Source organism: Flavobacterium phragmitis, from assembly GCF_900112575.1.
Classification (GTDB): Bacteria; Bacteroidota; Bacteroidia; order Flavobacteriales; family Flavobacteriaceae; genus Flavobacterium; species Flavobacterium phragmitis.
Genome location: NZ_FOMH01000005.1, coordinates 37,200 through 61,187 on the forward strand (window position 1 = coordinate 37,200; position 23,988 = coordinate 61,187).

Here is a 23,988-nt window from a genome sequence, read left to right on the forward strand (position 1 = left end):
TCACGGTTATTAATGCGACTGTGTCTTATTAATTGAATAGTTATGGATTTGAAAAAAGAATTTTTAAAGTATTTTCAGTATTGGCCTTGGTTTTTACTTAGCTTGATTGTATTTATGGGAGCAGCCTATATTTTTATCAAAATAGTACCGCCAACATACGAATCTTCGGCTATGATTTTTATTGACAAAAAGCAGGAAGATGAAACAAAAATAATCAGGATTAGTACTGATAAAAAGAGCGGTGAAGAAAACCTAGAAGATGAAATAAGACTGATTACTTCAAATGAATTTTTATTGGATGTAGTAAAAAATCTAAATCTAAATTTTGATTACTTCGAAAAGGTATTTACAGTACAAAATAATTATGTAAATGAAGTTCCTTTTGTTTTAACTCCAACAGTTTCAAGAGATTCATTACCGCACGTTTCTTATGAAATTAAAGTGGATAAAGAAGGTTTTACCTTAACAAATCCTGAAACAGAAAAAACGTATACAGCAAAAGGATACGACGGAAAAGAATCAGTTCCAGGCCTGCCGTTTAAAATTCAATTATCGGCTAAGGCCAAGAAAAATCCATCTTTTTATTTTGATAATGAATACAAAGTAAATATTGTACCAACAGGCGAAGCTTTAAAAAGTTTGAAGTCAGCTCTTATGGTTATGGCCGATGAAAATGCAAAAGGTGTAATCGAATTAAAACATACAGGTTCAAGCCCAGACCGTTCCAGAAAAATATTAAGCGAAATTATTGTGGAGCTTGACAAAAGTATTGTGGTCAACAAACAAAAAGTATTTAGAAATACCGTTTCCTACTTAAATCAAAGAATTAAAAGCTTTAGTAAAGAAAAAGATTCAATCGAAAGTGTAAAAGAACAGTATTTACAAAATAACGATATCGGGGTAATGGAGAATTACATTACCGAAAAAACGGCAGATAGAAGTCAGAAAAAAGAGAGTTCTATGCTTAACGAAAGACAAATATCTCTTGCCAGTTTTGCTTTAAACGATATCAAACAATCTGGTCCAACGCAGACTTTAGGAACCGATTATAATTTAGAATCTCCTATCGTAAACCAAATGCTTGTAAATTATAATACCAAGCTTATGGACAGCCAGTTAATATTGCAGCGAGCATCAAGCAATAATCCTGCCTATATTACTTTAATGACACAATTAAAGGTTCAGAAACAAGAAATAATAAATACTCTTGCAGGATATTTAAATTTTCTGAATCAAAACAATAAAGCCAATAAAACAGAGCAAAGTATTGCCGAAGCGAAAGTAAAAAGCATTCCAACAAAAGATAAGGTACTGGGGAACATCAACAGTAATCTTAACATGAAGGAAGAAACCTATGTGGCCTTATTGCAAAAGAAAGAAGAAGCCGTTTTAAATGGTGCAATCTTAGAATCTAATTTGAAAACGCTGAATGCACCTGAAACCAATTATTCAGCAATTTTCCCACAGCCTAAGGCTTTTATGTTAGGAGCCTTTATGTTTGGTTTATTGCTTCCTTTCGGAGTGACCTATATGCGTTTGTTTCTGGATACCAAAATTCATAATGAAGAAGATGTTCAAAAGGTAATTAAGGATATTCCAATTTTAGGACATATTCCTAAAATAAGTCTGAATGATAAGTTAGACAATACAGCAACTTCTCGTTCTTTGATTGCCGAAGCATCACGAGCCTTGGTTTCTAATATTTCCTATTTGATGCCAAGGAAGAAAGACAGCAAAGGAAGCGTAATACTTTACACATCATCGATTCAAGGAGAAGGAAAATCATTCTGCGCTTTTCATAATGCAATTACAGTTAGTAATCTTAATAAAAAAGTATTGCTTATAGGTGTCGATTTAAGGAACCCCCAACTGCATGACTATTTCAGCGTAAAGAGAAATGTATCTGGACTTTCTGATTTCTTGGCCAATAAAGATGATGATTGGAAAAAATTCCTTCAGAAAGACGATAAGTTTTCTAAAAATCTGGATGTTTTGTTTGCGGGAGAAGCTCCTCCAAATCCTTCTCAGTTAATAACCAATTCTAATTTCGAATCATTGATTGAAGAAGCCAGAACAATTTACGATTATATCATATTAGATACTGCTCCAGTACAGATAGTATCGGATACGCTTAATTTCAGTTATCTGGCAGATGTAACCGTATTTGTTGTAAAATATGATTATACAGATAAAAGCAATTTGGTTCATGCTGGTAATTTTATCAAAAAAGAGCAACTTAAAAACGTTGGAATTGTTATAAACGGCGTAAACATGAAAACGGCATACGGCTATGGTTATGGCGTAAGTTATGGTTACCACTATCAGGAAGCGAAAGTAAAGAAACCTTGGTACAAAAGAAGTCTTACTGTAAAAGAAGCTTAAGAGTAGAAAGGCCTATTTACTAAAATTAAATAATATAAAATGTTTCATAAAATAGTTCTATTGCTATTGTTCTTGGTCATTGGTGCGGTTTTTTATTTTTCTTGGCTGTCAGATCCTAGTTTATCTAGTGAGAGTTATCTGCCGGGATGGCTTTTAAATTGGAGTAATCATTATTACAATTTGCGCACTGCTGTTCCTTTTGTAGCTGTAGGTTTTCTATTAGAATTATATGCTGAACAAAATAATATAAACGAAGTAAATAATAACAAAAATTTAAATTTCATACAAAACATAATTATTGCGGCGATCATTGTTAGTGTAGCCGAAGGAGGGCAGTTTTTAATTCAAAGGAGAAGCCCAGATTTAATGGATATTTTTTATGGAATTCTTGGAAGTTTAATAGGTGCATTAGGTTATAATTTATTGAAAAAAATAAAAAATGCGAAACAGACATAAATTTACTTTCATAATGTGCTGCGCTATTGCCGATATGATTGCAATGGTGGTTGGAACAATGATTTTTTTGAATTTTGCGACCGAAGAAAATATTGGATGGAATGGCTTATTTCTCAATAAAATGATTCCAATTACAATTTTAAGCTGGCTGTTTTCAGTTACTTACTTTCAATTGTACAGAGTAGACGTTCTTTTTAGTTTAGATGAATTTTTCCGCAATAGCTGGAGATCTTTTTTTACACAAAGAGTTTTATGGCACAGCTACATTTTTATTTTTCAGGATGATGTGTTGTACAACTTTGGAAGCAAGGCAAATTTATTTCAACTAAGTTTTTTATTGTCCTATTTTCTATTATCCAGAATATTATTTACTCTGGTAATTGGAAAAATAAAAGGTTGGGTTTTTAAACAATATACAGTTGCCATTTGGGGCTTTAATAAAACCAGTATCGAATTGGCTTCTCATTTAGAAAGTAATTCCTTCTTTATTAATTTTTTAGGTATTCTTAACGAAAATTCGTCTATAGAATATACAAGCAATGAGGAGTTTACTTTCGCACTGTCAGAAGCTATTAATGATGCCTCAAAAAATGATATCAACGAATTGTATATTGTGTCTAAACCAGACTTTATTTCAGACTTGAATTATTTCTTTGAGCTGGGTGATAAACATTGTATGCGTTTGAAATTTGTTCCCGATTTTTCATCCATATCAAAAAAGCATTTTAACTCAAGCCATTTAAATAATTTTCATGTCATAAAGCCTCGTTTTGAGCCTTTACAAAATGCTTATAATAGATTGGCAAAGAGAATTTTTGATCTTACATTCAGCATTTTGGTAATTGTTTTCGTCCTGTCTTGGCTTTACCCTTTGTTGGCTTTTATAATTAAAAAACAGAGCAAAGGACCAGTATTGTACAAACAGATGCGAACAGGAAAGAAGAATCAGGAATTTTGGTGCTATAAATTTCGAAGTATGTACGTAAACATGGGAGACGAAACACAGCAGGCACAAAAAGGAGACAGTAGAGTAACACCAATAGGAAAATTTATACGCCGTACCAGTTTAGACGAAATGCCTCAGTTCTTTAATGTTTTGATCGGAAATATGAGTGTCGTAGGACCGCGCCCTCACATGATTAAACATACATCTGACTATAATGACCACATTAACAATTTTATGGTGCGTCATTTTGTTAAACCAGGAATTACAGGTCTGGCTCAGGTTTCGGGTCTTAGAGGAGAAACCAAAAAAGTATCTGATATGAGACGTCGCGTTACAACCGATATAGAATATGTGCAACGCTGGAGTCTTATAAAAGATATTAAGATTTGCTTCTTAACGGTTATTGTAACCCTAAAAGGAGATAAAAATGCTTTTTAATAATAAAAACAAACTCAATATTAAACTTAAAAATAAACTAATAACTAATAATCATGGACATTACTAATTACCTTATAGGTTTACTTACTGGAGTTTCAGTGACAACCTTTTTCATTGGAAAAGAATGGTATAAATATTATACTAAATACACTATCCAACAGAAACAATTAGATCGAGTTCTGAAGTTGAACGATAAAATTAAAAAACTGAAAAGTTACAGTCCAGCAGAAACAACAAATATGAATGTTGGCGTTTAAAATTATTATTTTCAAATTTTAGTTTTACTCAGGTGCTTATTGATATATAAATCAGATAAGCGGACTGTTTTATGACAAAGAACAGCAGTACTTGCAATTTTGTTTTTACTAAGAATTTAATCCAGTAGAAATAGAAGTGTTTAAAAATGCTGCTAATTTATAATTGAATTTGATTATAATGAGCTCGATATTATATCGGGCTTAACCCTTTTAGAATTAAATGCATGCCGATTGTTGTGTTCGCATAGTGTTAAACTAACTGAAACCAATCAAAATTGTTGTTTTTAACGAACTGTTTTTTTGTGTTCCCATAAAGCAAAATCCCCAAATCTTCAATTTACTTACTTAGTGCCTTTTGGTGAGTTGTAATCTCTTTTTTACCCCCTTTATCTCTAAATGTTTATTCCTAATTGTTTTAAAACAAAGAATAAACAGCTAACCTTCTTGCAGTTTTGTAAGACTTCCCAAATCTTAATTTAAAGACCATTTTTTTGGTCTACTGTTTATTTTCTTGTCTGTATTGATTCTTTAAGGATGATTTTTATTTAGAAATTATCTGAAATCAAAGAATGAATATTGGATATGAAATGCTATTGCTTCCATTAAAGAGTCCCTGTACTTCTAGTTAAGGGATTTTCTTGCGTAAAAAAGAATGTTCTGTGTTTGTGAAGTGTAATCTATTATAAAAAAAGATAAATGCTAATTCTTAAGAGATGATTAAAAAAGAAAAAGTTTTAGTTCGTGACAATAAAGGAATCTTTTTAAAAATGTTTAAAAGAAAATTTAAAGGGGAATTTGAATTTTCTGAGGATTCTTTTTTGCTTCAAAATGAAAATAAATCAACAGGTTATGATCATTCTGTATTTGTAGTATATGAGTATTCTGAGCTGTTAGATTTTTTTGAACTAGATAGCATAAATTCAAATTTTATGGTGTGTTTGTTTAGCAAGCACCTCTATAATAGTTTATCTCGAATAGAAGAAATTAAAGATCTGATTTTAATAGATGCCTCAAAAACTAAAACGGAAATTTTCGAAGATTTAAAAAACTGTTTTAAAAACTCCTCCAATATAATTCCGAAGTTCTCCAACAAAGGTTTTTCAAAATCAAAAATGCCCAAGAAGCAGTTAGAAGTGCTGCAGAGAGCTTTATATTTTATGATGTAAAAAATAACCGAATGCATAGCTCAGCTGGTTAGAGTCCCCGGTTTTAATATTGGGACGGTCGAAGGTTCGAATCCTTCTGCGTTCGCTTGAGGAGGTAGTCTATAATTTGTAGACTGCCTCTTTTTTTTTTATTATTATGTTGTCTCTCAGTTAAACATAAAAAAGTCCCACCGAAGCAGGACTAAAGATTTTCATCTACGGCATATAGCCTTATTGTGATAAGATTAAAGATTAGAAATTTTAATCAATTACAAATATATTGAAAAAGTATATTGGTTTGAGTAAGGAAAACTCAAAAACTTTCTTCTAAAATTTTATGAATTTAGATTAAGTTCGGAGTCATCTATACAGAATAATTTTCAACCTTTTTATGTTAGAATTCAAAGTTTTGGTGAAGGAAAAACAGGATGGTCTACCTTCAATCCAATAAAAGTAAAAATTTCAGTTTCAGGAATAATCTCTAAAATGTGATTCTATTTAAAAAAAATGGTGTAAATTTACACCAATAAAAAATATTATTATGACACGACAAAGTATCACTTTAGCCAAGCAAAATGATGAATGGCTGAAAGCACAAGTTGCAGAAGAAGAATTTACCAGCAAGAGTGAAGTTGTTAATTATTTAATCAAGCAAGCACGTGAACGTGAAGAATATCACAACTTTGTTCAAATGAAAATTGATAGAGGTGTTAAAAGTGGGTTTGCAGAAACACAAACTCGAGAAGAAATGCTAGCCGAGTTTAAAAAACGATTAAAAGGTGTATAATTATTTTTTGACTAATGAAGCCAAAGAAGATTTATGGCGAATTTATGAATATGGCGTTTATAAATTCGGACTAACACAAGCCGATAAATATTTCAATATGCTGTATGATTGTTTTGAAAGAATAGCTTCTAATCCATATCAATTTCCAATTGTAGTGAATTATAGAAATGCAGAGCGATTTTGTGCTTGTGGAGTAGATGCCATTTATTATAATATTAATAAGGAAAAAGTAGAAATTATTGCAATAATTGGAAGGCAAAATTTTCCATAATATAAATGTAAGTGGTTTGATCAGAGATTAGAAAACACGATATTTTCGCTTTCCAATGCTTTCATTTGAGCATATTGTGGTTTGATTAAAGATTAGAAAACACAATATTAGTTGGATTGTTTCCTGCTTACATACAATGAATTAGAGTTGAATATCGTTTGAAAAAATGCTTCTTTTATGGTTTGATAGTCCATAATTGAGGCATTTTTTATATTCTAGGATGTGGTAAATCAAGTTATGACTTGGATAATAAATGAAGTATTAAAACAATTCCAATTGTGTAGGTTTTGGCTCTTTAGGAACTTCGGCTTTTCCCAAAATTCAATATATTTCCAAATTGTTTATAGGACGAAATGGTTCCATAATGTCATCGGCAAGTGCAAAAGCATTGTACTTGCTTTTATGATGGATTCCTAATGTATTCAACAGTCCACTTCCAGAAAGCGCCCTTGCAGTTGCGGCTCTTAAAATTGCATAACCGTAATTCAAAAAATTATTAGGATAGTCGCCATATCGTTCTCTTTTTATTCCATTAAATTCTAAATTTGGCTGAGGAAAATGTTTCCAATACTGCTGCGCTGCAACTCCTTCCATATTCGATGAATCTCCGCTTAATACTTTACTGGCTAAAAATGCAAAACTATTTTTAGAATCAGTTATTTGTTGAAGTAATTGTCCTTGATTCTTAATTTTTTCAATTATAGTTTGTTGCCACAATTGTTTCTTTAAAGGTATCGATGCTTCAATCTGGTTCTTGAATATTTCCTGCTGAATATGATGACTATTAAGATTTAACAGCATTCCGTTAGGAAGATGATTTTTTCCGCAGATAATTATTGAAGTATTGTTTTCAACAAGTAGATTCATAGCGGGTATACTGAGATAAATTTCATTATGATCAAGAACAAGAAATCCTATGTCTTCAATTGGTATACAACTCTCTTTCATTTCTGACTTTAATACCAGCTGATTATTTTTTGCCGTTATCGAAAACTTGTTTTCAATTAAAATAGTTCTTTTAAGCATAAATTTAGATTTAAATTATAAATAACAGTTAAGTATACATACTCGGTTATTTGCCTAAGTTCGACTTAAAAGAAGTATTAGTTTTATGGATTTCCATAATTCAAAACTTTTAGTTTAAACATTTAAAATTAATGTGTCAAAAGCCTTCATTTAGTATTAAATCATTTTTTCGATTTAAAAAAAGATTTATTAAACCTTTATCAGAATAGAAAAGTATCTTTGCAACTTGCGATTTATGACCTTCTTTTTTTCGCAACAATTATTTCAATAACCTGATAATGTCACAGAAAAACAAATCCATTTATACGCTTCAGTTCATTTTACTTTGCCTGAGTTCGTTGCTATTTTCATCAAGTTTTAATATGATTATTCCAGAACTGCCGAGCTATTTGACAAGTTTAGGAGGCGCGGAGTATAAAGGACTGATTATATCGCTTTTTACACTTACCGCAGGAATCTCAAGACCTTTTAGTGGAAAATTGACTGACAAATGGGGACGTGTTCCGGTTATGGCTGTAGGTTCTGTAGTATGTTTAATCTGCGGATTTTTATATCCGGTTTTAAGCTCGGTTTCCGGTTTTCTGTTTTTACGATTGGTACATGGTTTTTCGACGGGATTTAAACCTACGGCAACTTCTGCTTATGTGGCCGATATTATTCCGCAGGAACGTTGGGGTGAAGCTTTAGGAATGCATGGATTGTGTTTTAGTATCGGTGGAGCTTTGGGACCAGCTTTAGGCGGATGGGTGGTAAATGCGTATGGAATCGATGTAATGTTTTACAGTTCTTCATTTTTAGCTTTTTTGTCTATCGTTATTGTAGCTAATATGAAAGAGACTTTAGAAGCAAAAGAAAAACTACATCGATCAATGTTTTTTATCGGAAAAAGAGATATTATTGACCGTGGAGCACTTCCAGCGGGAATTATAACTTTCTTTTCTTATACCGCTTTCGGATTGATTTTGACATTAATTCCAGATTGGAGCCAACATTTGGGAGCAGCCAATAAAGGAATCTTTTTTACTGCTTTTACTGTAGCATCTGTTATGATGAGGTTTGGAGCAGGAAAAGTTTCTGATAGATACGGTAGAACGAATGTTATTCTAGTTGGACTGATTATAACTTCTATCGCATTATTTGTCATAAGCGAAGGAACGACAGTTAATATGCTTTTAGCGGGCGCAGCCGTTTACGGAATGGGAACAGGAATTTTGTCTCCAGCAATAAATGCATGGACTATTGATTTGAGTGACCCGCAGCACCGTGGAAAAGCAATTGCGACAATGTACATCTCGATGGAAATTGGAATTGGATGTGGCGCTTTACTAGGAGGAAGTTATTACAGTGATATTATTGACCGAATACCACAAATCTTTAAAATTGATATTCTCTTATTTGTAATGGGAATTCTCTATCTTTTGTATTGGAAAAGGAAAACTGCTGACAGAAAAATGATATAGAAATTATGTAAAAATCAATTGGTAATTAGAATATTTTATTTCGGTTTAAAATACGTATTTTAGTATCAAAGCTAAAATTAATCTCATTTTATTACTGGAAGAATGTACATCAAAAGCCTATTATTTTGTTTCGTTTTATTTTCAATTAAAGTTAATTCACAGATTATAGAAGAAAAAAAGAATTTTCGAGCGGCAGATTCACTTTTAAAAGAACATAGTTTTTCTGTTCATAGAGATAATTATTTTTTAACTGGTATTCCAATAAACGAAGCAGTTACCCGTAATACCGCCGATGTAAAATATCAGATCAGTTTTAAGCAGCGTTTAACTGGTAAACCATGGGTTGGTGGTTTTTTCCCTTATTTAATGTATACACAAAAAGCTTTTTGGGATATTTATGCCAGTTCGAAACCATTTTCTGAAATCAATTTTAATCCAGGTGTAGCCATTGTTCGTCCGTTTTATTTAAAAGGAGGAAGATTGACTTACGGAACTATTTCATTTGAACACGAATCAAACGGAAGAGATTCTATTTATTCTAGAACTTGGAACATGCTCGCCTTTTCATTAAAATCACAAATTTCGCCCAGATGGACCGTAGGAATACGAGGCTGGATTCCTTTAGTAGATAAAGAGGACAATCCGGGATTGACTAAATATGTTGGTTATGGCGAAGCAAGTGCGACTTATCAAATAAAACCCGGAAGATGGAGTGCCGATGTGCTTTTTAGAAAAGGAAGCGGTCTTCTCAATTATGGATCATTGCAGACACAAGTCAATTGGAAACCCTATAAAAATGAAAACTATTATCTCACTTTACAATGGTTTGTAGGATATACAGAAAGTTTAATTGACTATCAGGAACACAAAAGCATGCTCCGAATAGGATTTACCATTAAACCAGAAAATATGGGGATTTTCTAAAATTATTTCTTTCCTGCAGCCCAAAAAATAGCATTTTTAAGCAATGTGGTATATGCTTCATTTTGAAACAAATCAGGAGAATGTCCCATAAAAATATAAATATTTCGTGAGGCAAAATTTGTATTGGTCCAAATCACGGGATGATCGCCCATTTTTATTTTAGAATCAGGAATATAAGTAGATTCATCTACGGAAGCCAGTACATGAACATTGTTTCTCGGACTTTTATTATAAGTATACCATTCCTCTTTTTGTACTAAAAATTTGGTGGAAACTCCTTTTGTAACAGGATGAGTGTTATCTTCAATTTTAACTTTGCCAGAAGCAAAATCAGGAATGTAATTTTCAAATCGTATCCCACCCATAAAATCAGAAAACCACTGCCACATAGGATAGCCGTCAAACTCACCAAGCAAAGTAGCATGATGCAAACCAATCCAGCCGCCTTTGCCACTATTCATATATTTTTCAAATGCTTTCATAGATTCTTCACTCCAAGCATAAGGAGGATAGTCCAGCTGTAAAAAGACTTTATATTGTTTTAGAATAGTTTCATTAATGATTTTAGTATTCTCAATATAATCGATTGTGAAATTGTTGTCAAGTGCCAGTTTGTTTAGCCACGGTTTAGCGGCTTTAGTAAAATCTAGATGATGCCCTCCATTTTCATATAAAACCAGCATTTTAAACTTTCCTTTTTTAGACTTCTGAGCGATGCAGTTTCCATGAAAGAAAAAACAAAACAGAACTAGAACAATTGCAAATATTGAATTTTTCATTTTCTTTTATTTTTGAACCAAAGCTGTAATTGCCTGTAAAAACCATGCAGAATGTGGAATCCATTGTTCGGTCCAGCGCCATTCATTTCCGTTGTCTTCCATTTTAAAATCAATTCCAGATCCGTCTCCATTTCCATCTTTTCCAGTAATTCCGTTAGAAATACCACCTCTTTCAGAACCGTGTCCGTAATTAGAATGCATGTAAGGAACATTCTTCTCTCCAAATTCATACATAAAACACATCGAGTAAGGATTACAGCCTAAGATCCATGATAACTGTTGTGAAGCATATACATCCAGTGATTTTTGTGTAGTATCATTTTTCGAAAGACCGAGTGCTTTTCCGCCTTCAATTGTAGCAGTTGACAGCGAGGCTAATCTTGCGTTTTCGCCCTGCCACCACCAGCCCGTTTCGTTTTCATGCGGAATAAAAAAGCCATCCTTTATTGTATCATTGTATAAAAAAGTCTGTCGTGCATAACCAAACGGGTTACTAACATTTTGAGTCACAGCCAAATTGTAATCCAGTGCTTTTTTTATAACAGTAATAGTTGCTGTTTTTTCAGCAGGATCATTTTCTTTTTTCAAATAACGAGTTAAAGCGACTATTGGCAAACCTGCATCTGCTGCGTGCCAAAAAGGACGGTTGCCATCATTACTTCTAAACCAGCCTTTATCTGTCATTCGGTTTTCCAACTTATGAGCCCATTTTCTAGCTTCGTTTTTATAAAAAGCATCGTTAGTGGTAATCCATAATTCTGTTGCGGCCATTAAAGCACAATAATCATCAATAATATTTTCTTTACCATCGTCATCGTACTTTGTATTGTTTGATAAAAGATGGGCATAAGCTCGTTTGGCTCCTTCCAAGTATTGTCTTGATGTAAAATCCCCGTTTTTTTTCCATTGTGAGATTCTAGCTAGTGCAGCAATCGCCATACCAGCGCCTTCGCGAAATGCAGCCTGATATTCATCTGTAGTAATACTATTTGCCTTTAAACCTACGATTCTTCTTGCCGCAGGATTTTTATCAAAATAGCTAAAAACAATCATATAAAAGTAATCTTCATCAGAAAGACACCGCATTAAATAATCTGCACCCCAAATGGCTTCATTATCCAATGAATCTTTTATTTTCCATTCTGTAAGCTGTTTCGGAATAGCTTCAGAGGTATTTATTAGTGACCAGGTTACCAAAGGAGTTTGTTGTGGCGATACAAAATTGGCATAAGCCAGATGCGAAAAATATTTGCTCACATCTCCTGAGGCATCACACCAGCCACCTCTAACATCGACTTTTTTTGAGCTTCCAAATAGCAGAATGTTTTTATCGGCTTCTAATTCTTCCGGAGTATTAGCTCTTTGTTTGTTATAATAATGTACAATCGATGAAATGGTTCGTTTTGCCAATATATTTTCTTCAATTTCAAACGAAGGAGAAGTAATTGTTTGATTCTCGTTTTTTATTGTGATTTTGTATTGGCCTGTTTTTTGGAAAGATGAAAAATCGGCTTTATAAAACAGTCTGCCAAGTTTCCAGTCGTCAACGCTTTCTGCATTTCCAACTTTTGCAGTAAAAACAATTTTTCCAGTTTTGGAATCGATAATACTAAAGGTGGTATTTTGAAGAGGAGTTTCAGTCCCGATTATAGCAATTTTGGGACTTTTTGGATCAAAACCAATTTGGTTTATATAAATAACAGGATTGCCGTAAGCTATAACAGAAAGAAAAAATACCATTACAGCATAACTTAATTGTTTTCTGAACTTGAACATAATTTACTTTTTAATAATAAGTTTTAGAATGAAACTTAAGCAAAGGCAAATTACAAAAAAGTACAATTTTGAACTATTATACAATCTTTAGCCCAAAGATATCTGGTTTAAGAATTGTGCTTGAGGACTTGTATTTACTGATAATTTGGTTGAAATTAATACAGCAGTGATGTGTATTTGATGGGATTTTTACCTAATTATAAAGAGTAGTTTTTACCATTTTAAGTTGATCAAAGCATTTAGAATGTATGGCAGCACCTTCTTTATACTCTTCAAGAGTCATACCATATAAATAAGGAATATTTGCAGAATCTGTCTGATTTGCTGCTGTAACTTTAAATTGCTCTTTAATAGATTTAGTTTGTCGATTTTGTTTTCTATTGTTTTTGTTTCGGTCAGTCATAATAGTTAGGTTTAAATGAAAAGGAATTTTTGTAATCCTTGTTTTAAGAAGTTAAAAGTTTAATTCTTTCAATAGCTTCTTTGTTTTCATAAGCCACTTCTACTAACGCTAATAAAATATCATTTCGTACAATAGTTTTGTTTCTTACGTTTCTAATTAAAGCTTTACTGGGAGCAGGCTGTCCTTTTTTGATAATGCGCGAAATAGTCAGCTCAACATAGGTTACAGGTAAATGCTTGTTAATAAATTCATAAGCTTTTTCATTGTGAGAATTATCTTCTTTAAAATTGCTATTTTTGATTAATTTTGACATATATTTGCTAATTATTAATTAGTATTTTTATTAAAAGACAAATGTAGGAATAATATTATATTATTTGTCTTTTTTAATGTTAAAAAATATATTTTAACTATATTTTTTTTTGATTTTAAATAATGATGTATAACGAGAAATTAAGCAAATTCTTTAAGGCTAAAGGATTAAAGCAAAAAGAGGTGGGAGAAATTTTAGGATTCAGCCCGGCAATGATTGGGAGATATTTACATGGCACGGCTAGTATAGGCTCTGAATTTATTCTTAGTTTAAGTAAAAACTTTCCCGACGTAGATTTAAATGATCTTTTTGCACCAGAAGATGGGCAAAGTATGGTTAATGAAGCAGGAGCAGTTTATGAAAAGCAGAATATGCTGAATGACTTAGAAGAAATCGAAGGGCGTATTCATAATATTAGACTGCGGCTGGCAGAGAAAAAATTTGAGGAATAGTTCTAAATAGTTTTCCGAAAATATCTAACACTTACAGGTTTTAACCAAAAGATTTAAAAAACCACTCATGAGGAGTGGTTTTTTTATGAATTACAGGGTATGTTTAAGTGGTTGTATTGTAATTGGTTAAGTTTTTTTTTATTAAATTTGATAGAACAATTTCTAGCCAACAACCACATGGAAAAATTAAAACGACCGGTTTATGTTAAACCTGGAACTGATGATTTTTTTAAAAAGATGCGTTTAGAAGTGAATGAAACGGTCTTAAATAACTCATCATTGTATCGATTAAATGTTGTCAAGTCTCTAGGACTTTTAGCCGTTTTCTTTTTATGCTACGGCTGTATTTTGATTTTTGGAAACCAGACTCCTTTACTTTTTCTCTTTTACATTTTGTCTGGAATTACAATGATTGTTTTATTTATCAATGCTTTTCATGATGCGGCGCATGGAGCTTTGTTTAAGAAACCAAAGCATAATGAATGGTTTTTGTATGTCTTAGAATTATTTGGCAGTAATCACTGGCTTTGGATGCGTCGTCATATTGGTCTGCATCACGCTTATCCAAATGTTCCAGATTGGGATATTGATATTAAACAGAGCGATATCATTCGAATATTTCCCAATAGTCCATTGTTTAATTACCATAAATACCAGCATATTTATATGTGGTTTATTTATCCGTTGTATAGTTTGAACTGGATTTATATCAGAGACTTTAAAGATTTTTTTGGTACTAAAAACAATTATGTCAAAAAAATAGTAGAGAAGATTCCGAAAGAAGAAGTCTATCGTTTATTTGCAGCCAAAATTATCAATTTGATTTATATCCTTTTTATCCCGATGATGCTTTTAAATCAGCCTTGGTATATGGTATTTTTTGCTTGGCTTTCTATGCACATGTGTGGCAGTGCCATAGGTGTTGTCGCTTTAGTTTCAACTCATGTCGACGAAGATGCTCATTTTCCAAGTACCGATGAAGAAGGAAATCTCTCGGATACTTGGGCTGTGCATCAAATGGTTGTCACCAAAGATTTTAGCACAGAAAGTAAATTAGCCAATTTTTTATACGGCGGATTTACACATCACGTAGCACATCATCTTTTTCCGGGTGTCGGACATACTTATTATCCTTACATCACACCCATTATAAGGCGTTATGCTGAAGAATACAATTTGCCTTACACGTCTTATCCTTTTTATCATGCCGTGCGTTCGCATTTTAGAATGCTGAAGAATAAAGGTGTAAAAGAAAATATTTTAATGGTAGGAGAGATTTAAAAAAAAAACGGTTTTATAACCGCTTTTTTTAGTTATGAGTTATGAGTTATGAGTTATGAGTTATGAGTTATGAGTTATGAGTTATGAGTTATGAGTTATGAGTTTTTGCGCTTAACCCTTAACGCTTAACCCTTAACTTCTCAACCCTTAACATTCTCCTTCTTAATATTCAAATCCTTCAATAAATTGTCTTTGATTTCAATATCAAAATTATCTTCTTTGAAAATGGTGAGTTTTGATTCGGCGAATTTGTAAACATTTATTTTATTGTTTTTCACATCAATATAAAGATCATACGAGTAAGTGCTGCAGTCATGTTGTTTACAGCCCCAGGCATGAAGTATATTTTCTTGTTTTTCAAAAGGCGTTTCAGTATTCCAGTATTTTACCATTTGATCGTAATCAGCGCCCATTAATTTTTTCAATCTTGGAGCCAGACTGCTTTTGGTTAAAAACTGAGTTCCAATCACACTTTTATCAACCAAAGTATATAGAGAATCTATTGGATTTATAACAGAGCTATCCGTTTTTAAAGCTTCTGTTTTTATAGAAGTTGAATCGGTTGTAGGAACGCTTTTTATTATTTCCTTTTTGCAGGATATAAATAGAATACTGCTCAATAAGACTATAGAAATGTACTTGGTGCTGCAATTCATAATAACTGATTTTAGAATTAATAATAGAATTTATAAAGTTGTAAGGGGCTGATTTTTATAAAGATATTAAAATAATATTTCTTTTGAAAGTAAATTAAGACGTTTGTAGTCCTTCAAAAATTGAATTTCAGATTTTGCGAAGAAGTGATAAGCGAGGCAGATTTAAGTTTTTTTGCTTAACTTCAATTTTTAAAAATTATTAAGCAATGAAGTGTTTTTCAAAATTATTGATTGGTTTTCTTTTTTGTGTTTCATCTTTACAAGCGCAACATGAAGCCTATGAAAATGAGCAGGATTCAAAGGTTTCAGATACCACTTTTGTAAATCTGAGGGATTACAGCAACAATTTTATTTATGATATGAAATATGCGACCGAGGATAATTTTTTGAAAGCAAAAGTATACGATTGTGCCGAATGTATGTTGCGCTTAAAAACTGTAAAAGCCTTAATTGCTGCCAATAATGAGTTTTTGAAAAAAGGATACCGAATCAAACTATTTGATTGTTACAGACCGCTGGATATTCAGAAAAAAATGTGGGAGATTGTATCGAATCCAGAGTATGTGGCCGACCCAAAAAAAGGCTCCATCCATAATAGAGGAGGAGCCGTAGATATTTCTTTGGTTGATATAAATGGTAAAGAAGTCGATATGGGAACTTCTTTTGATTTTTTTGGAATTCAGGCCAGTCATAATTTCAAACAGCTTTCAAAAGAAATTCTTTCAAAAAGAGCCTATTTGAAAAAAGTAATGATCAAGAATGGTTTTAATTCATTTGATTCTGAATGGTGGCATTATAATTTAAAAGCAGGTTTAAAAGACAAAGTAGCCAATCAGAAATGGAAATGCGATTAATTATTCAACACATCGTATGTTTTCCATGAAATAAGTATTGGGCTTTGTAACCTTTCCTGTTAACTCTGAAGTAAGTTCACGTTTTACAATATAATCTTCTATATTGGTTAGATATTTTATTCTCATAATGGAGATTGGAGACTTTTTGAGTTCTTCATAATTATCTTTCATAAACATGAAAATCCCAGTATTCACACGGTTATCATAATCTTTGTCATCACGTACCAGTGTACCACAGCTTTCCTGATCGATATGTATTAAGGTTACTATTTTTCCGTTTTCTAACTGTAAAAAGATTTTGGAGTTTTTATCAAAACAATTGGCCTTAATAAAATCTTTGCTTTTCTGGATAGATTGCAGATTCAGCGTTGGCAAACCATCAGTCTGAGCAAGAGAGAAGAAGATATAGTTAAAAGTTCCTCCAAAATATTTCTCACTCATTAAGAATTCGTTCGTTACTTTATAAGATCCGATAGAGTCATTTACGTTTACACTGTATTCACATGGTTTTTGTGCAAATGCGGTAATAGTTAATAAAAAAAGAGTTAGTGTAAATAGTTGTTTCATTGCTTAGATTATTTTGCTGCAAATTAAAACTATTTTGTTATCTTTTACATCGGTTGTAAAAAAACAATACAAATTTCCACCATTTTTTATTTTCCACTTTTTTCTAATGTTTTCTACGGTCTCTGGAAAATTACGAGTTGTGATATTCGCCTGCTGATTTACAAGCTCATTCTTCATCTCGTTTTTGTTATATGAAATGACTTTTTGAACCTCAAATCTGCGTCCTGGGAAATCAATTAAATTTTCTGAAGTATATAAATGGGAATGTTTGTGCAGTTTGTTAATTTGAAATATAGTACTGATTTCATCAAAACCTCCTGATTTCATGATTGCCGAATTGGGTTCATAAATATATTTCAGTGGTAAACCGTATGAAGGATATAGTATTTCTCCCAAAATAAACTCAAAAGTCTCGGTTTTATCTTTTAAAATATTGGCCGTTTTTAGGGTTATTTCGCCCGAATAATTTTTATGAATTTCAAAAAGTAATTCTTTCACTTCATTTTCAAGAGCAATAACATGAATGTTTTTGACATTTTTAAGTTCCGATAATCCAGCAGAAATATCTAATAATGGAGCTGTTTTGATTAAAATAGAATCCGCTTTTTCAAAATAAAGATCCAATAATTCAGGTACATTGGGCAGACAGTCTTTCAGCATAAAAACTTTGCCTTTTGCATCATTTCTTCGTGATGGATCAATATAAATCCAATCGTATTTCTGATTTGATTCTTCTAATAAATGAATGGAATCTCCGGAATGAAAAATACAATTTTCGACTCGCAGTTGTTGAAAATTGTGTTTTACGATTTCAGATAAATCCTCATTGATTTCACAATGTGTAATGGATTCAAATTTCTTAGAAAAATAATAATCATCAACACCAAATCCTCCAGTAAGGTCAATTAAGGTTTTGCCGGAAATTAAGTCTGCTTTATAAGCGGCTGTTTTTTCTGAAGAAGTCTGCTCAACCGAAACTTTACTCGGATAAATTATATTTTGTTCCGAAAACCAAGTTGGAAGTTTATCTTTTGCTTTTGTTCGTGCTTCAATTTGATTTAAAATTGAAATCCAATCCATTTCTGGAAACGGATTTTTCTGAAGCGCTAATTTTGTTAAATCTGCACTCGTATTCTGAATGATAAATTCTTGAATATCGGGATGCAAAATAGGATTGTTCAAAGCTAAATTCTTTCGGTTAATACGGAGACAATTTTATTGTTAGGAAAAAATTCTTTTAAAATTACTTTAATCATTGTAAAAGCTGGAACTGCGATAATCATACCAACAATTCCAAACGTAATACCGCTGATCAAGATGATTAAGAATATTTCTAACGGATGCGAATTTACACTTTTTGACGAAATTATCGGCTGGCTGATATTATTGTCAATTGCTTGTACCAATAAAAAGCCTATCACTACATAAATTGTTTTTGGCAAAATTTCCGATTGAAAATCCTGGCCAATCATGCTGATCATTGTTAATATTGCAGCTAGAGAAGTTCCTATAATTGGGCCTAAATAAGGAATTATGTTTAGAATCGCACATAAAAAAGCAATGACAAAGGCGTTTTTATTTCCGAAAATAAGAAGTACAATTAAATAAAGAATGAATACAACAATCAGCTGCAGTAACAAACCAATAAAATATCGGGTTAAAAGATGGTTTATTTTTGTAATAGAATTTAAAATTTTGTCTTCATTGGAGTCTGGAAGTACTCTTCGTGCTTGGTCTTTAAAAACATCTTGATCTTTTATAAAGAAGAAAGTGATAAAAAAAACAGATACCAATCCCATTCCCATATCGGCCATAAAATTGATAATCGAATTGATAAATCCTGTAAAATAACTAAAGTCTAATACAGAAGTAAGTTTGGAATCTTTTATGACTTTATTTAAATCGATATGCTGGATATTAAAATATTCTTCAAGATGTTTTTCAGTTTCCATGAACTGAGTTTGAAGATGTGCCGTATCCAAAAGAGACAAATTATTGGCCTGAGAGATAATCAAAGGAACAAATAACAGAATAAAACCTACTATTAGAAAAATAAAAAGGATTATTGTTGTTGTGGCAGCCATTGTATTGCTGAATTTTAGTTTATTTTTTAAAAATAAAATCAGCGGATTCGAAATTAGACACAAAAGTAAAGAGATGCATAGATAGATAATAACGGTTTGAATGCTATATAAAAAATATAAAACGATACCAATAATTAAGATCGTTGCTAAAGCTCTTAAAATTCCGTTCGAAATAGTTTTTGACGTGATCATGTTTAAAATTTAGACTATAAATATAGGAAAAAGCATTTTAAAATTTGAGTTTAAATAAAAAAAGCGAGACCTGTTAGATCTCGCTTTCACCTAGTATTTTGTCAGCAATTATTGTGCAAATGAAGCTCTTGCACCTCCACTTGTGAAAATGGCAGAAATTCTGCTTTTTTGTCCATTTGAGAACATGTACATAGCTGCATCATCCACATAATCCATGTAGTTCATTGTCATTTCTACAGGTGTGCCAGAACAAGTACTGTAGTGTGGGTATGCAGGAACTCCATAGTTTGCAGTATTATGAGTAGGAGTATCGGCAACAAGGTCACTTCCGCAAGTTGCATCTCCCCAGATATGACGTAAATTCATCCAGTGTCCTACTTCGTGTGTAGCAGTTCTTCCTAAGTTAAAAGGAGCGTTTGCAGATCCTGATAAACCAAAATAACGAGAATCGATTACAACTCCGTCTGTAGATGAAGCTCCACCAGGAAATTGCGCATAACCTAAGATACCGCCACCAATGTTGCAAGACCACATATTTAGTTTAGTTGTTGGAGAAGTAGGTGCAAGTCCGCCTTGAGCAGTTTTTTTCATGGCGTCGTTTGTTCCCCAAGAAGTTTTGGTTGTAGATTTTCTGATAACTTGATCTAAAACAAATGTAATACCGATGTTAGCTTTAACTCCTGAGAATAATGCAGGAACATTATTATAGTCAGAGTTTAAGGCATTAAAATCTTTGTTTAAAACATCAATCTGTGATTGAATTTGTGCATTTGAAATGTTCTCTGCTGTAGTTCTGTAAAGAACGTTAACGACAACAGGAATTTCAATTTTGCCATTTACAAGACGGCCAGTAAAATTAGAAGGATTGTATTTGGCAGTAAATGCTTCAATTTCATTCATTCTAACAGCTAACATAGGATTTTCTTTTAATTGCGCTTCCAAAACTTCTTGAGTTGCACATCCTCTTCGTGAAGCAACAGTTGCATCTGCATTGCTAGATTCAGATTCTCCATTTTGACAAGCAAACAGCATTAAAGCCGCAAATGTGGTAATAATAACTTTTTTCATAATAATTTGGGTTTTTGTTATAAAAATGTTGATTAGTTAAACATTACCGCAATTTTATAACAAAATTAAATTACAGAAAAATTTTATAAGACTTATTTTGTGAGAATTTTTACAACCCCCTACAAATGCTGGCTCTTACAAAAATGCTTATAAAAATATTAATAAGATTTTACTTATTTTATATTTTTTTTGATGTACTTCGTCGTGATTATTTGCATTTAATCGATTATTTAGATAAGACAAATTAATGCAAAATTCAAAATATTGCATTAAAAGAAACTTTAAGAGTCTGATTTTTTATAAAGAAGTAAGTTCGTAAAGTGCAATACTTGCAGCTTGAACAACATTCATACTGCTGTTTTTGCCAAACATATTGATATGAACAATTTGGTTGGAAATAGTTAAAAGTTCTTCTGAAATCCCGTTGATTTCGCTTCCAATTAAAAGGGCAATTTTTTTGTTTTTAGGAATTACAACTTCTTTTAGAGGTTTGCTGTTTGAAGTTATTTCTAAAGCAATTATTTCAAAACTATTTTCAGTTAAATAGGTTTGAAGTTCAGTATAATTTTCAATTATGGCGTGAGGCACATGAAGATGTGTGCTTCGGGAAGTTTTGTTTATTTTACGAGGTGTCAGCGGAATATCTTTTCCCAAAAAGATAATGTTTTCTACTCCAAAAGCTTCAGAAATTCGGAACAAAGAACCAATATTCTGCTGAAAGTAAATATGATCACAAACTAAAGTAATCGGAAAAGTTTTTCTTTCAAATTGATTTTCTTCGTGAGTAAGCTGCACTTTCTAGAATTTAATTGGTAAAAATATAATTGATGATGTTGGCTCCCATTTTTAAGGCTTTGTCTCTTACGTTTGCAGGATCGTTGTGTACTTCTGCATCTTCCCAGCCGTCGCCCAAATCGCATTCGTAGGTATAAAGAAGCACGAGTTTATTTTCTATGAAAATTCCAAATGCCTGCGGACGAGTTCCATCGTGTTCATGGATTTTTGGTAATCCGTTTGGGAAAGGAAATGGTTTCTGGAATATAGGATGATTGGCAGGAATTTCTACTAAACTATTATTAGGGAATATTTTCTTGATTTCTTTTCGAATAAATTGATCCATTCCATAATTATCATCAATATGAAGAAAACCTCCCCCAGTTAAATAATTTCTAAGATTAGTTACATCTGAATCGCTGAAAACGACATTTCCGTGTCCCGTCATATGTACAAAAGGATAGGAGAACAAATCTGGATTGCTGGGTTCAACAGTCGAAGGTTTGTTTTTGATGCGGGTATAAATATTAGCATTGCAAAAACTGATTAAATTAGGCAGTGAAGTCGGATTAGCATACCAGTCACCGCCTCCACTGTATTTCAGCAAAGCAATTTCCTGCGAAAAAGAAGAGATTGAAATCAATAAAAATAACAAGAATATTTTTTTCATAATTATATGTTTTGTCAATTTCGACGAAGGAGAAATCACACAAGAGATTCCTCACGGTATATCGCCAATCTTTGTAGAGTTACCAGTGTGATCTCTCGTTCCTCGCGATGACAACTAGTGCTATTGGATTTAGTAATGTTTTAATTAGAAACCTCATTAAAAAAAACAACGCTATGACAAGCCACAACAGCAGCAGTTTCCGTTCTTAAACGAGTATTTCCTAAAGTTACTGGTTTATAGTTGTTTTCTAATGCCAATGCAATTTCTTTTTCAGAAAAATCGCCTTCTGGACCAATTAAAATGGTAACATCTTCATTTGGTTTAAGAACTTCTTTCAATGATTTTTTATCGGTTTCTTCGCAATGTGCAATCAACTGAAGTCCTTCGTTTTTTTGTTTAATAAATTCTTTGAACGAAATAGCTTCATTTAATTTCGGAAGAAAAGTTTCATTACATTGTTTCATTGCCGAAAGAATGATTTTTTCAAAACGATCTCTATTGATGACTTTTCGCTCAGAGCGATCACAAAAAATTGGCGTTATTTCTTGAATTCCAATTTCAGTTGCTTTTTCCAGAAACCATTCAAAACGGTCATTCATTTTCGTTGGCGCAACAGCCAGATGAAGATGAAATTTAGGTTTTTCGGCATTGTTTATAGAAAGTACTTGGACTGTACATTTATTATCTGAAGCCAATGTAATCTGGGTTTCAAATAATAATCCAGAACCGTTGGTCACATGAAGAATATCAGAATCTTTCTTTCTGAGAACTTTTATAATATGACGGCTTTCTTCTTTATCAAAAGAAAAACTTTCGGTCTTTTCGTCTATATTCGGATTAAAAAATAACTGCATGTTTAAAATTCAATTCTTGCTTTGGAAACTACGGCAGAAGTTTCAAAACGGTTGGATAAGTATTTCTGATAACCTACAATTCCAATCATTGCAGCATTATCTGTTGTATATTCGAATTTCGGAATAAAAGTTTTCCAGCCATATTTGCTTTCTGTTTCTTTCAAGGTATTTCTAATTCCTGAATTGGCAGAAACACCACCTCCAATTGCAATTTGCGTAATTCCAGTTTCTTTTACGGCCAATTTAATTTTATCCATCAAAATTTCGATAATAGTATGCTGGATTGAAGCACAAATATCGTTTAGGTTTTCTTCAATGAAATTCGGATTTTCCTGTTTGTTTTTCTGAATGAAATATAAAATAGCGGTTTTTAGACCAGAGAAACTAAAATCTAATCCAGGAACTTTTGGTTTTGTAAAAGCAAAGGCTTTTGGATTTCCTTCCTTGGCATATTTATCAATTAAGGGACCACCTGGATAAGGAAGTCCAAGAATTTTGGCACTTTTATCAAAAGCTTCACCTACGGCATCATCGGTAGTTTCGCCGATAATTTCCATGTCGAAAAAGCTGTTCACTTTTACAACTTGAGTATGTCCGCCACTGATTGTTAAAGCTAAAAAAGGAAATTCAGGTTTGTCATAGCCTTCTTCGTCAATAAAATGGGCTAAAATATGAGCATGCATGTGATTTACAGCAATTAACGGAATTTTTAACGCCAATGATAAAGATTTGCTGAAAGAAGTTCCTACCAATAATGACCCCATTAAGCCAGGACCTTGCGTAAATGCGATTGCGCTTAACTGTTCTTTTTGTACATTTGCTTTACGAAGTGCAGCATCGATCACAGGTACAATATTCTGCTGATGCGCTCGCGAGGCCAATTCAGGAACAACACCTCCGTATTGATTATGAATTAATTGATTGGCTACAACATTTGACAATACTTTGTCGTTATGTAAAACCGCGGCAGCAGTATCATCGCATGAACTTTCGATGGCTAGAATAAAAACCTCTGGATTTTGCATATAAAGGCACAAATTTTGAATTATATTTGACAAACCAAAGGATTAAAATTTCTTTGATTTAAGCAGTGGCCCAAAATTAAAGAATTTTTATCAAAAACAGCCGCTCTTTGTCTGTTCTAATAAATTTAAAAGAAAACTAAAATTAAAG

The 23,988-nt window shown here is 32.4% G+C and carries 26 protein-coding genes; 12 read left to right on the forward strand and 14 right to left on the reverse strand.

Annotated features, from left to right (window positions below; translation table 11 throughout):
- Positions 1 to 42: 42 nt before the first annotated feature.
- The 7 genes from BM289_RS10140 (at position 43) to BM289_RS10170 (ending at position 6,682) form a co-directional block, all read left to right on the forward strand.
- Positions 43 to 2,382 carry a GumC family protein gene (locus BM289_RS10140; RefSeq protein ID WP_091492929.1) on the forward strand — a complete coding sequence of 780 codons (2,340 nt, stop codon included), beginning with the start codon at positions 43 to 45 and terminating at the stop codon, positions 2,380 to 2,382.
- A gap of 39 nt (positions 2,383 to 2,421) precedes the next feature.
- The gene (locus BM289_RS10145) at positions 2,422 to 2,838 is read left to right on the forward strand and encodes a VanZ family protein (protein WP_091492930.1); all 417 of its coding nucleotides are present in this window, start codon (positions 2,422 to 2,424) and stop codon (positions 2,836 to 2,838) included.
- A complete protein-coding gene (locus BM289_RS10150; protein ID WP_143102065.1) occupies positions 2,822 to 4,222 on the forward strand; it encodes an exopolysaccharide biosynthesis polyprenyl glycosylphosphotransferase in 1,401 nt (466 codons plus the stop codon). The genes BM289_RS10145 and BM289_RS10150 overlap by 17 nt, the downstream gene beginning before the upstream one ends.
- Before the next feature lie 53 nt (positions 4,223 to 4,275).
- Complete coding sequence (locus BM289_RS10155) at positions 4,276 to 4,479, forward strand: hypothetical protein (protein WP_091492932.1); 204 nt, start codon at positions 4,276 to 4,278, stop codon at positions 4,477 to 4,479.
- A gap of 713 nt (positions 4,480 to 5,192) precedes the next feature.
- Positions 5,193 to 5,645, forward strand: coding sequence for a hypothetical protein (locus BM289_RS10160; protein WP_091492934.1), 453 nt, complete (start codon positions 5,193 to 5,195; stop codon positions 5,643 to 5,645).
- A 520-nt stretch (positions 5,646 to 6,165) separates the two neighbouring features.
- Positions 6,166 to 6,411 carry a ribbon-helix-helix domain-containing protein gene (locus BM289_RS10165; protein ID WP_091492935.1) on the forward strand — a complete coding sequence of 82 codons (246 nt, stop codon included), beginning with the start codon at positions 6,166 to 6,168 and terminating at the stop codon, positions 6,409 to 6,411.
- Entirely contained in the window at positions 6,404 to 6,682 is a 279-nt protein-coding gene (locus BM289_RS10170) for a type II toxin-antitoxin system RelE/ParE family toxin (RefSeq protein ID WP_091492937.1), read from the forward strand. The genes BM289_RS10165 and BM289_RS10170 overlap by 8 nt, the downstream gene beginning before the upstream one ends.
- A gap of 321 nt (positions 6,683 to 7,003) precedes the next feature.
- Here BM289_RS10170 and cas1 read toward each other — a convergent pair whose 3' ends face one another.
- Positions 7,004 to 7,708, reverse strand: a complete 705-nt coding sequence (cas1, locus tag BM289_RS10175; RefSeq protein ID WP_208610246.1) for a type II CRISPR-associated endonuclease Cas1 — start codon at positions 7,706 to 7,708, stop codon at positions 7,004 to 7,006.
- Positions 7,709 to 7,986: 278 nt separating this feature from the next.
- Between cas1 and BM289_RS10180 the strand changes: the two genes are divergently transcribed.
- Positions 7,987 to 9,168, forward strand: coding sequence for an MFS transporter (locus tag BM289_RS10180; protein WP_091492939.1), 1,182 nt, complete (start codon positions 7,987 to 7,989; stop codon positions 9,166 to 9,168).
- Positions 9,169 to 9,270: 102 nt separating this feature from the next.
- On the forward strand, positions 9,271 to 10,092 hold the full coding sequence (locus BM289_RS10185) for a phospholipase A (protein WP_091492940.1): 822 nt from the start codon (positions 9,271 to 9,273) through the stop codon (positions 10,090 to 10,092).
- Between the two features lie 2 nt (positions 10,093 to 10,094).
- Here BM289_RS10185 and BM289_RS10190 read toward each other — a convergent pair whose 3' ends face one another.
- The 4 genes from BM289_RS10190 to BM289_RS10205 form a co-directional block, all read right to left on the reverse strand.
- Positions 10,095 to 10,871, reverse strand: a complete 777-nt coding sequence (locus BM289_RS10190; protein WP_091492942.1) for a ThuA domain-containing protein — start codon at positions 10,869 to 10,871, stop codon at positions 10,095 to 10,097.
- Positions 10,872 to 10,877: 6 nt separating this feature from the next.
- Positions 10,878 to 12,647, reverse strand: a complete 1,770-nt coding sequence (locus BM289_RS10195) for a glycoside hydrolase family 9 protein (RefSeq protein WP_091492944.1) — start codon at positions 12,645 to 12,647, stop codon at positions 10,878 to 10,880.
- Positions 12,648 to 12,840: 193 nt separating this feature from the next.
- Positions 12,841 to 13,050, reverse strand: a complete 210-nt coding sequence (locus BM289_RS10200) for a hypothetical protein (protein WP_091492945.1) — start codon at positions 13,048 to 13,050, stop codon at positions 12,841 to 12,843.
- 43 nt (positions 13,051 to 13,093) lie between these two features.
- Complete coding sequence (locus BM289_RS10205) at positions 13,094 to 13,363, reverse strand: hypothetical protein (RefSeq protein ID WP_091492947.1); 270 nt, start codon at positions 13,361 to 13,363, stop codon at positions 13,094 to 13,096.
- A 122-nt stretch (positions 13,364 to 13,485) separates the two neighbouring features.
- Between BM289_RS10205 and BM289_RS10210 the strand changes: the two genes are divergently transcribed.
- The gene (locus BM289_RS10210) at positions 13,486 to 13,815 is read left to right on the forward strand and encodes a helix-turn-helix domain-containing protein (RefSeq protein ID WP_091492949.1); all 330 of its coding nucleotides are present in this window, start codon (positions 13,486 to 13,488) and stop codon (positions 13,813 to 13,815) included.
- A gap of 177 nt (positions 13,816 to 13,992) precedes the next feature.
- Entirely contained in the window at positions 13,993 to 15,096 is a 1,104-nt protein-coding gene (locus tag BM289_RS10215) for a fatty acid desaturase family protein (RefSeq protein ID WP_091492950.1), read from the forward strand.
- 140 nt (positions 15,097 to 15,236) lie between these two features.
- On the opposite strand, the gene BM289_RS10220 is transcribed toward BM289_RS10215, so the two are convergent.
- Positions 15,237 to 15,752: a hypothetical protein gene (locus BM289_RS10220; protein ID WP_143102066.1), complete on the reverse strand. Its 516-nt coding sequence runs from the start codon at positions 15,750 to 15,752 to the stop codon at positions 15,237 to 15,239.
- A gap of 206 nt (positions 15,753 to 15,958) precedes the next feature.
- Between BM289_RS10220 and BM289_RS10225 the strand changes: the two genes are divergently transcribed.
- Complete coding sequence (locus BM289_RS10225; protein ID WP_091492953.1) at positions 15,959 to 16,606, forward strand: M15 family metallopeptidase; 648 nt, start codon at positions 15,959 to 15,961, stop codon at positions 16,604 to 16,606.
- On the opposite strand, the gene BM289_RS10230 is transcribed toward BM289_RS10225, so the two are convergent.
- From BM289_RS10230 to tsaD, 8 genes are all read right to left on the reverse strand, one after another.
- On the reverse strand, positions 16,607 to 17,173 hold the full coding sequence (locus BM289_RS10230; RefSeq protein ID WP_091492955.1) for a hypothetical protein: 567 nt from the start codon (positions 17,171 to 17,173) through the stop codon (positions 16,607 to 16,609).
- A 3-nt stretch (positions 17,174 to 17,176) separates the two neighbouring features.
- Positions 17,177 to 18,355 (reverse strand): class I SAM-dependent methyltransferase, encoded by a 1,179-nt coding sequence (locus BM289_RS10235; protein WP_091492957.1) that lies wholly within the window; start codon positions 18,353 to 18,355, stop codon positions 17,177 to 17,179.
- Between the two features lie 2 nt (positions 18,356 to 18,357).
- Positions 18,358 to 19,449, reverse strand: coding sequence for an AI-2E family transporter (locus BM289_RS10240; protein ID WP_091492959.1), 1,092 nt, complete (start codon positions 19,447 to 19,449; stop codon positions 18,358 to 18,360).
- Between the two features lie 108 nt (positions 19,450 to 19,557).
- Positions 19,558 to 20,517 carry a zinc metalloprotease gene (locus tag BM289_RS10245; protein ID WP_091492961.1) on the reverse strand — a complete coding sequence of 320 codons (960 nt, stop codon included), beginning with the start codon at positions 20,515 to 20,517 and terminating at the stop codon, positions 19,558 to 19,560.
- A 297-nt stretch (positions 20,518 to 20,814) separates the two neighbouring features.
- Entirely contained in the window at positions 20,815 to 21,312 is a 498-nt protein-coding gene (locus tag BM289_RS10250; protein WP_091492962.1) for a TrmH family RNA methyltransferase, read from the reverse strand.
- 10 nt (positions 21,313 to 21,322) lie between these two features.
- Positions 21,323 to 21,961, reverse strand: coding sequence for a DUF4159 domain-containing protein (locus BM289_RS10255; RefSeq protein ID WP_091492964.1), 639 nt, complete (start codon positions 21,959 to 21,961; stop codon positions 21,323 to 21,325).
- A 140-nt stretch (positions 21,962 to 22,101) separates the two neighbouring features.
- The gene (locus BM289_RS10260) at positions 22,102 to 22,815 is read right to left on the reverse strand and encodes a 16S rRNA (uracil(1498)-N(3))-methyltransferase (RefSeq protein WP_091492966.1); all 714 of its coding nucleotides are present in this window, start codon (positions 22,813 to 22,815) and stop codon (positions 22,102 to 22,104) included.
- A 2-nt stretch (positions 22,816 to 22,817) separates the two neighbouring features.
- Positions 22,818 to 23,840, reverse strand: coding sequence for a tRNA (adenosine(37)-N6)-threonylcarbamoyltransferase complex transferase subunit TsaD (tsaD, locus tag BM289_RS10265; protein ID WP_091492967.1), 1,023 nt, complete (start codon positions 23,838 to 23,840; stop codon positions 22,818 to 22,820).
- Between the last annotated feature and the right edge of the window lie 148 nt (positions 23,841 to 23,988).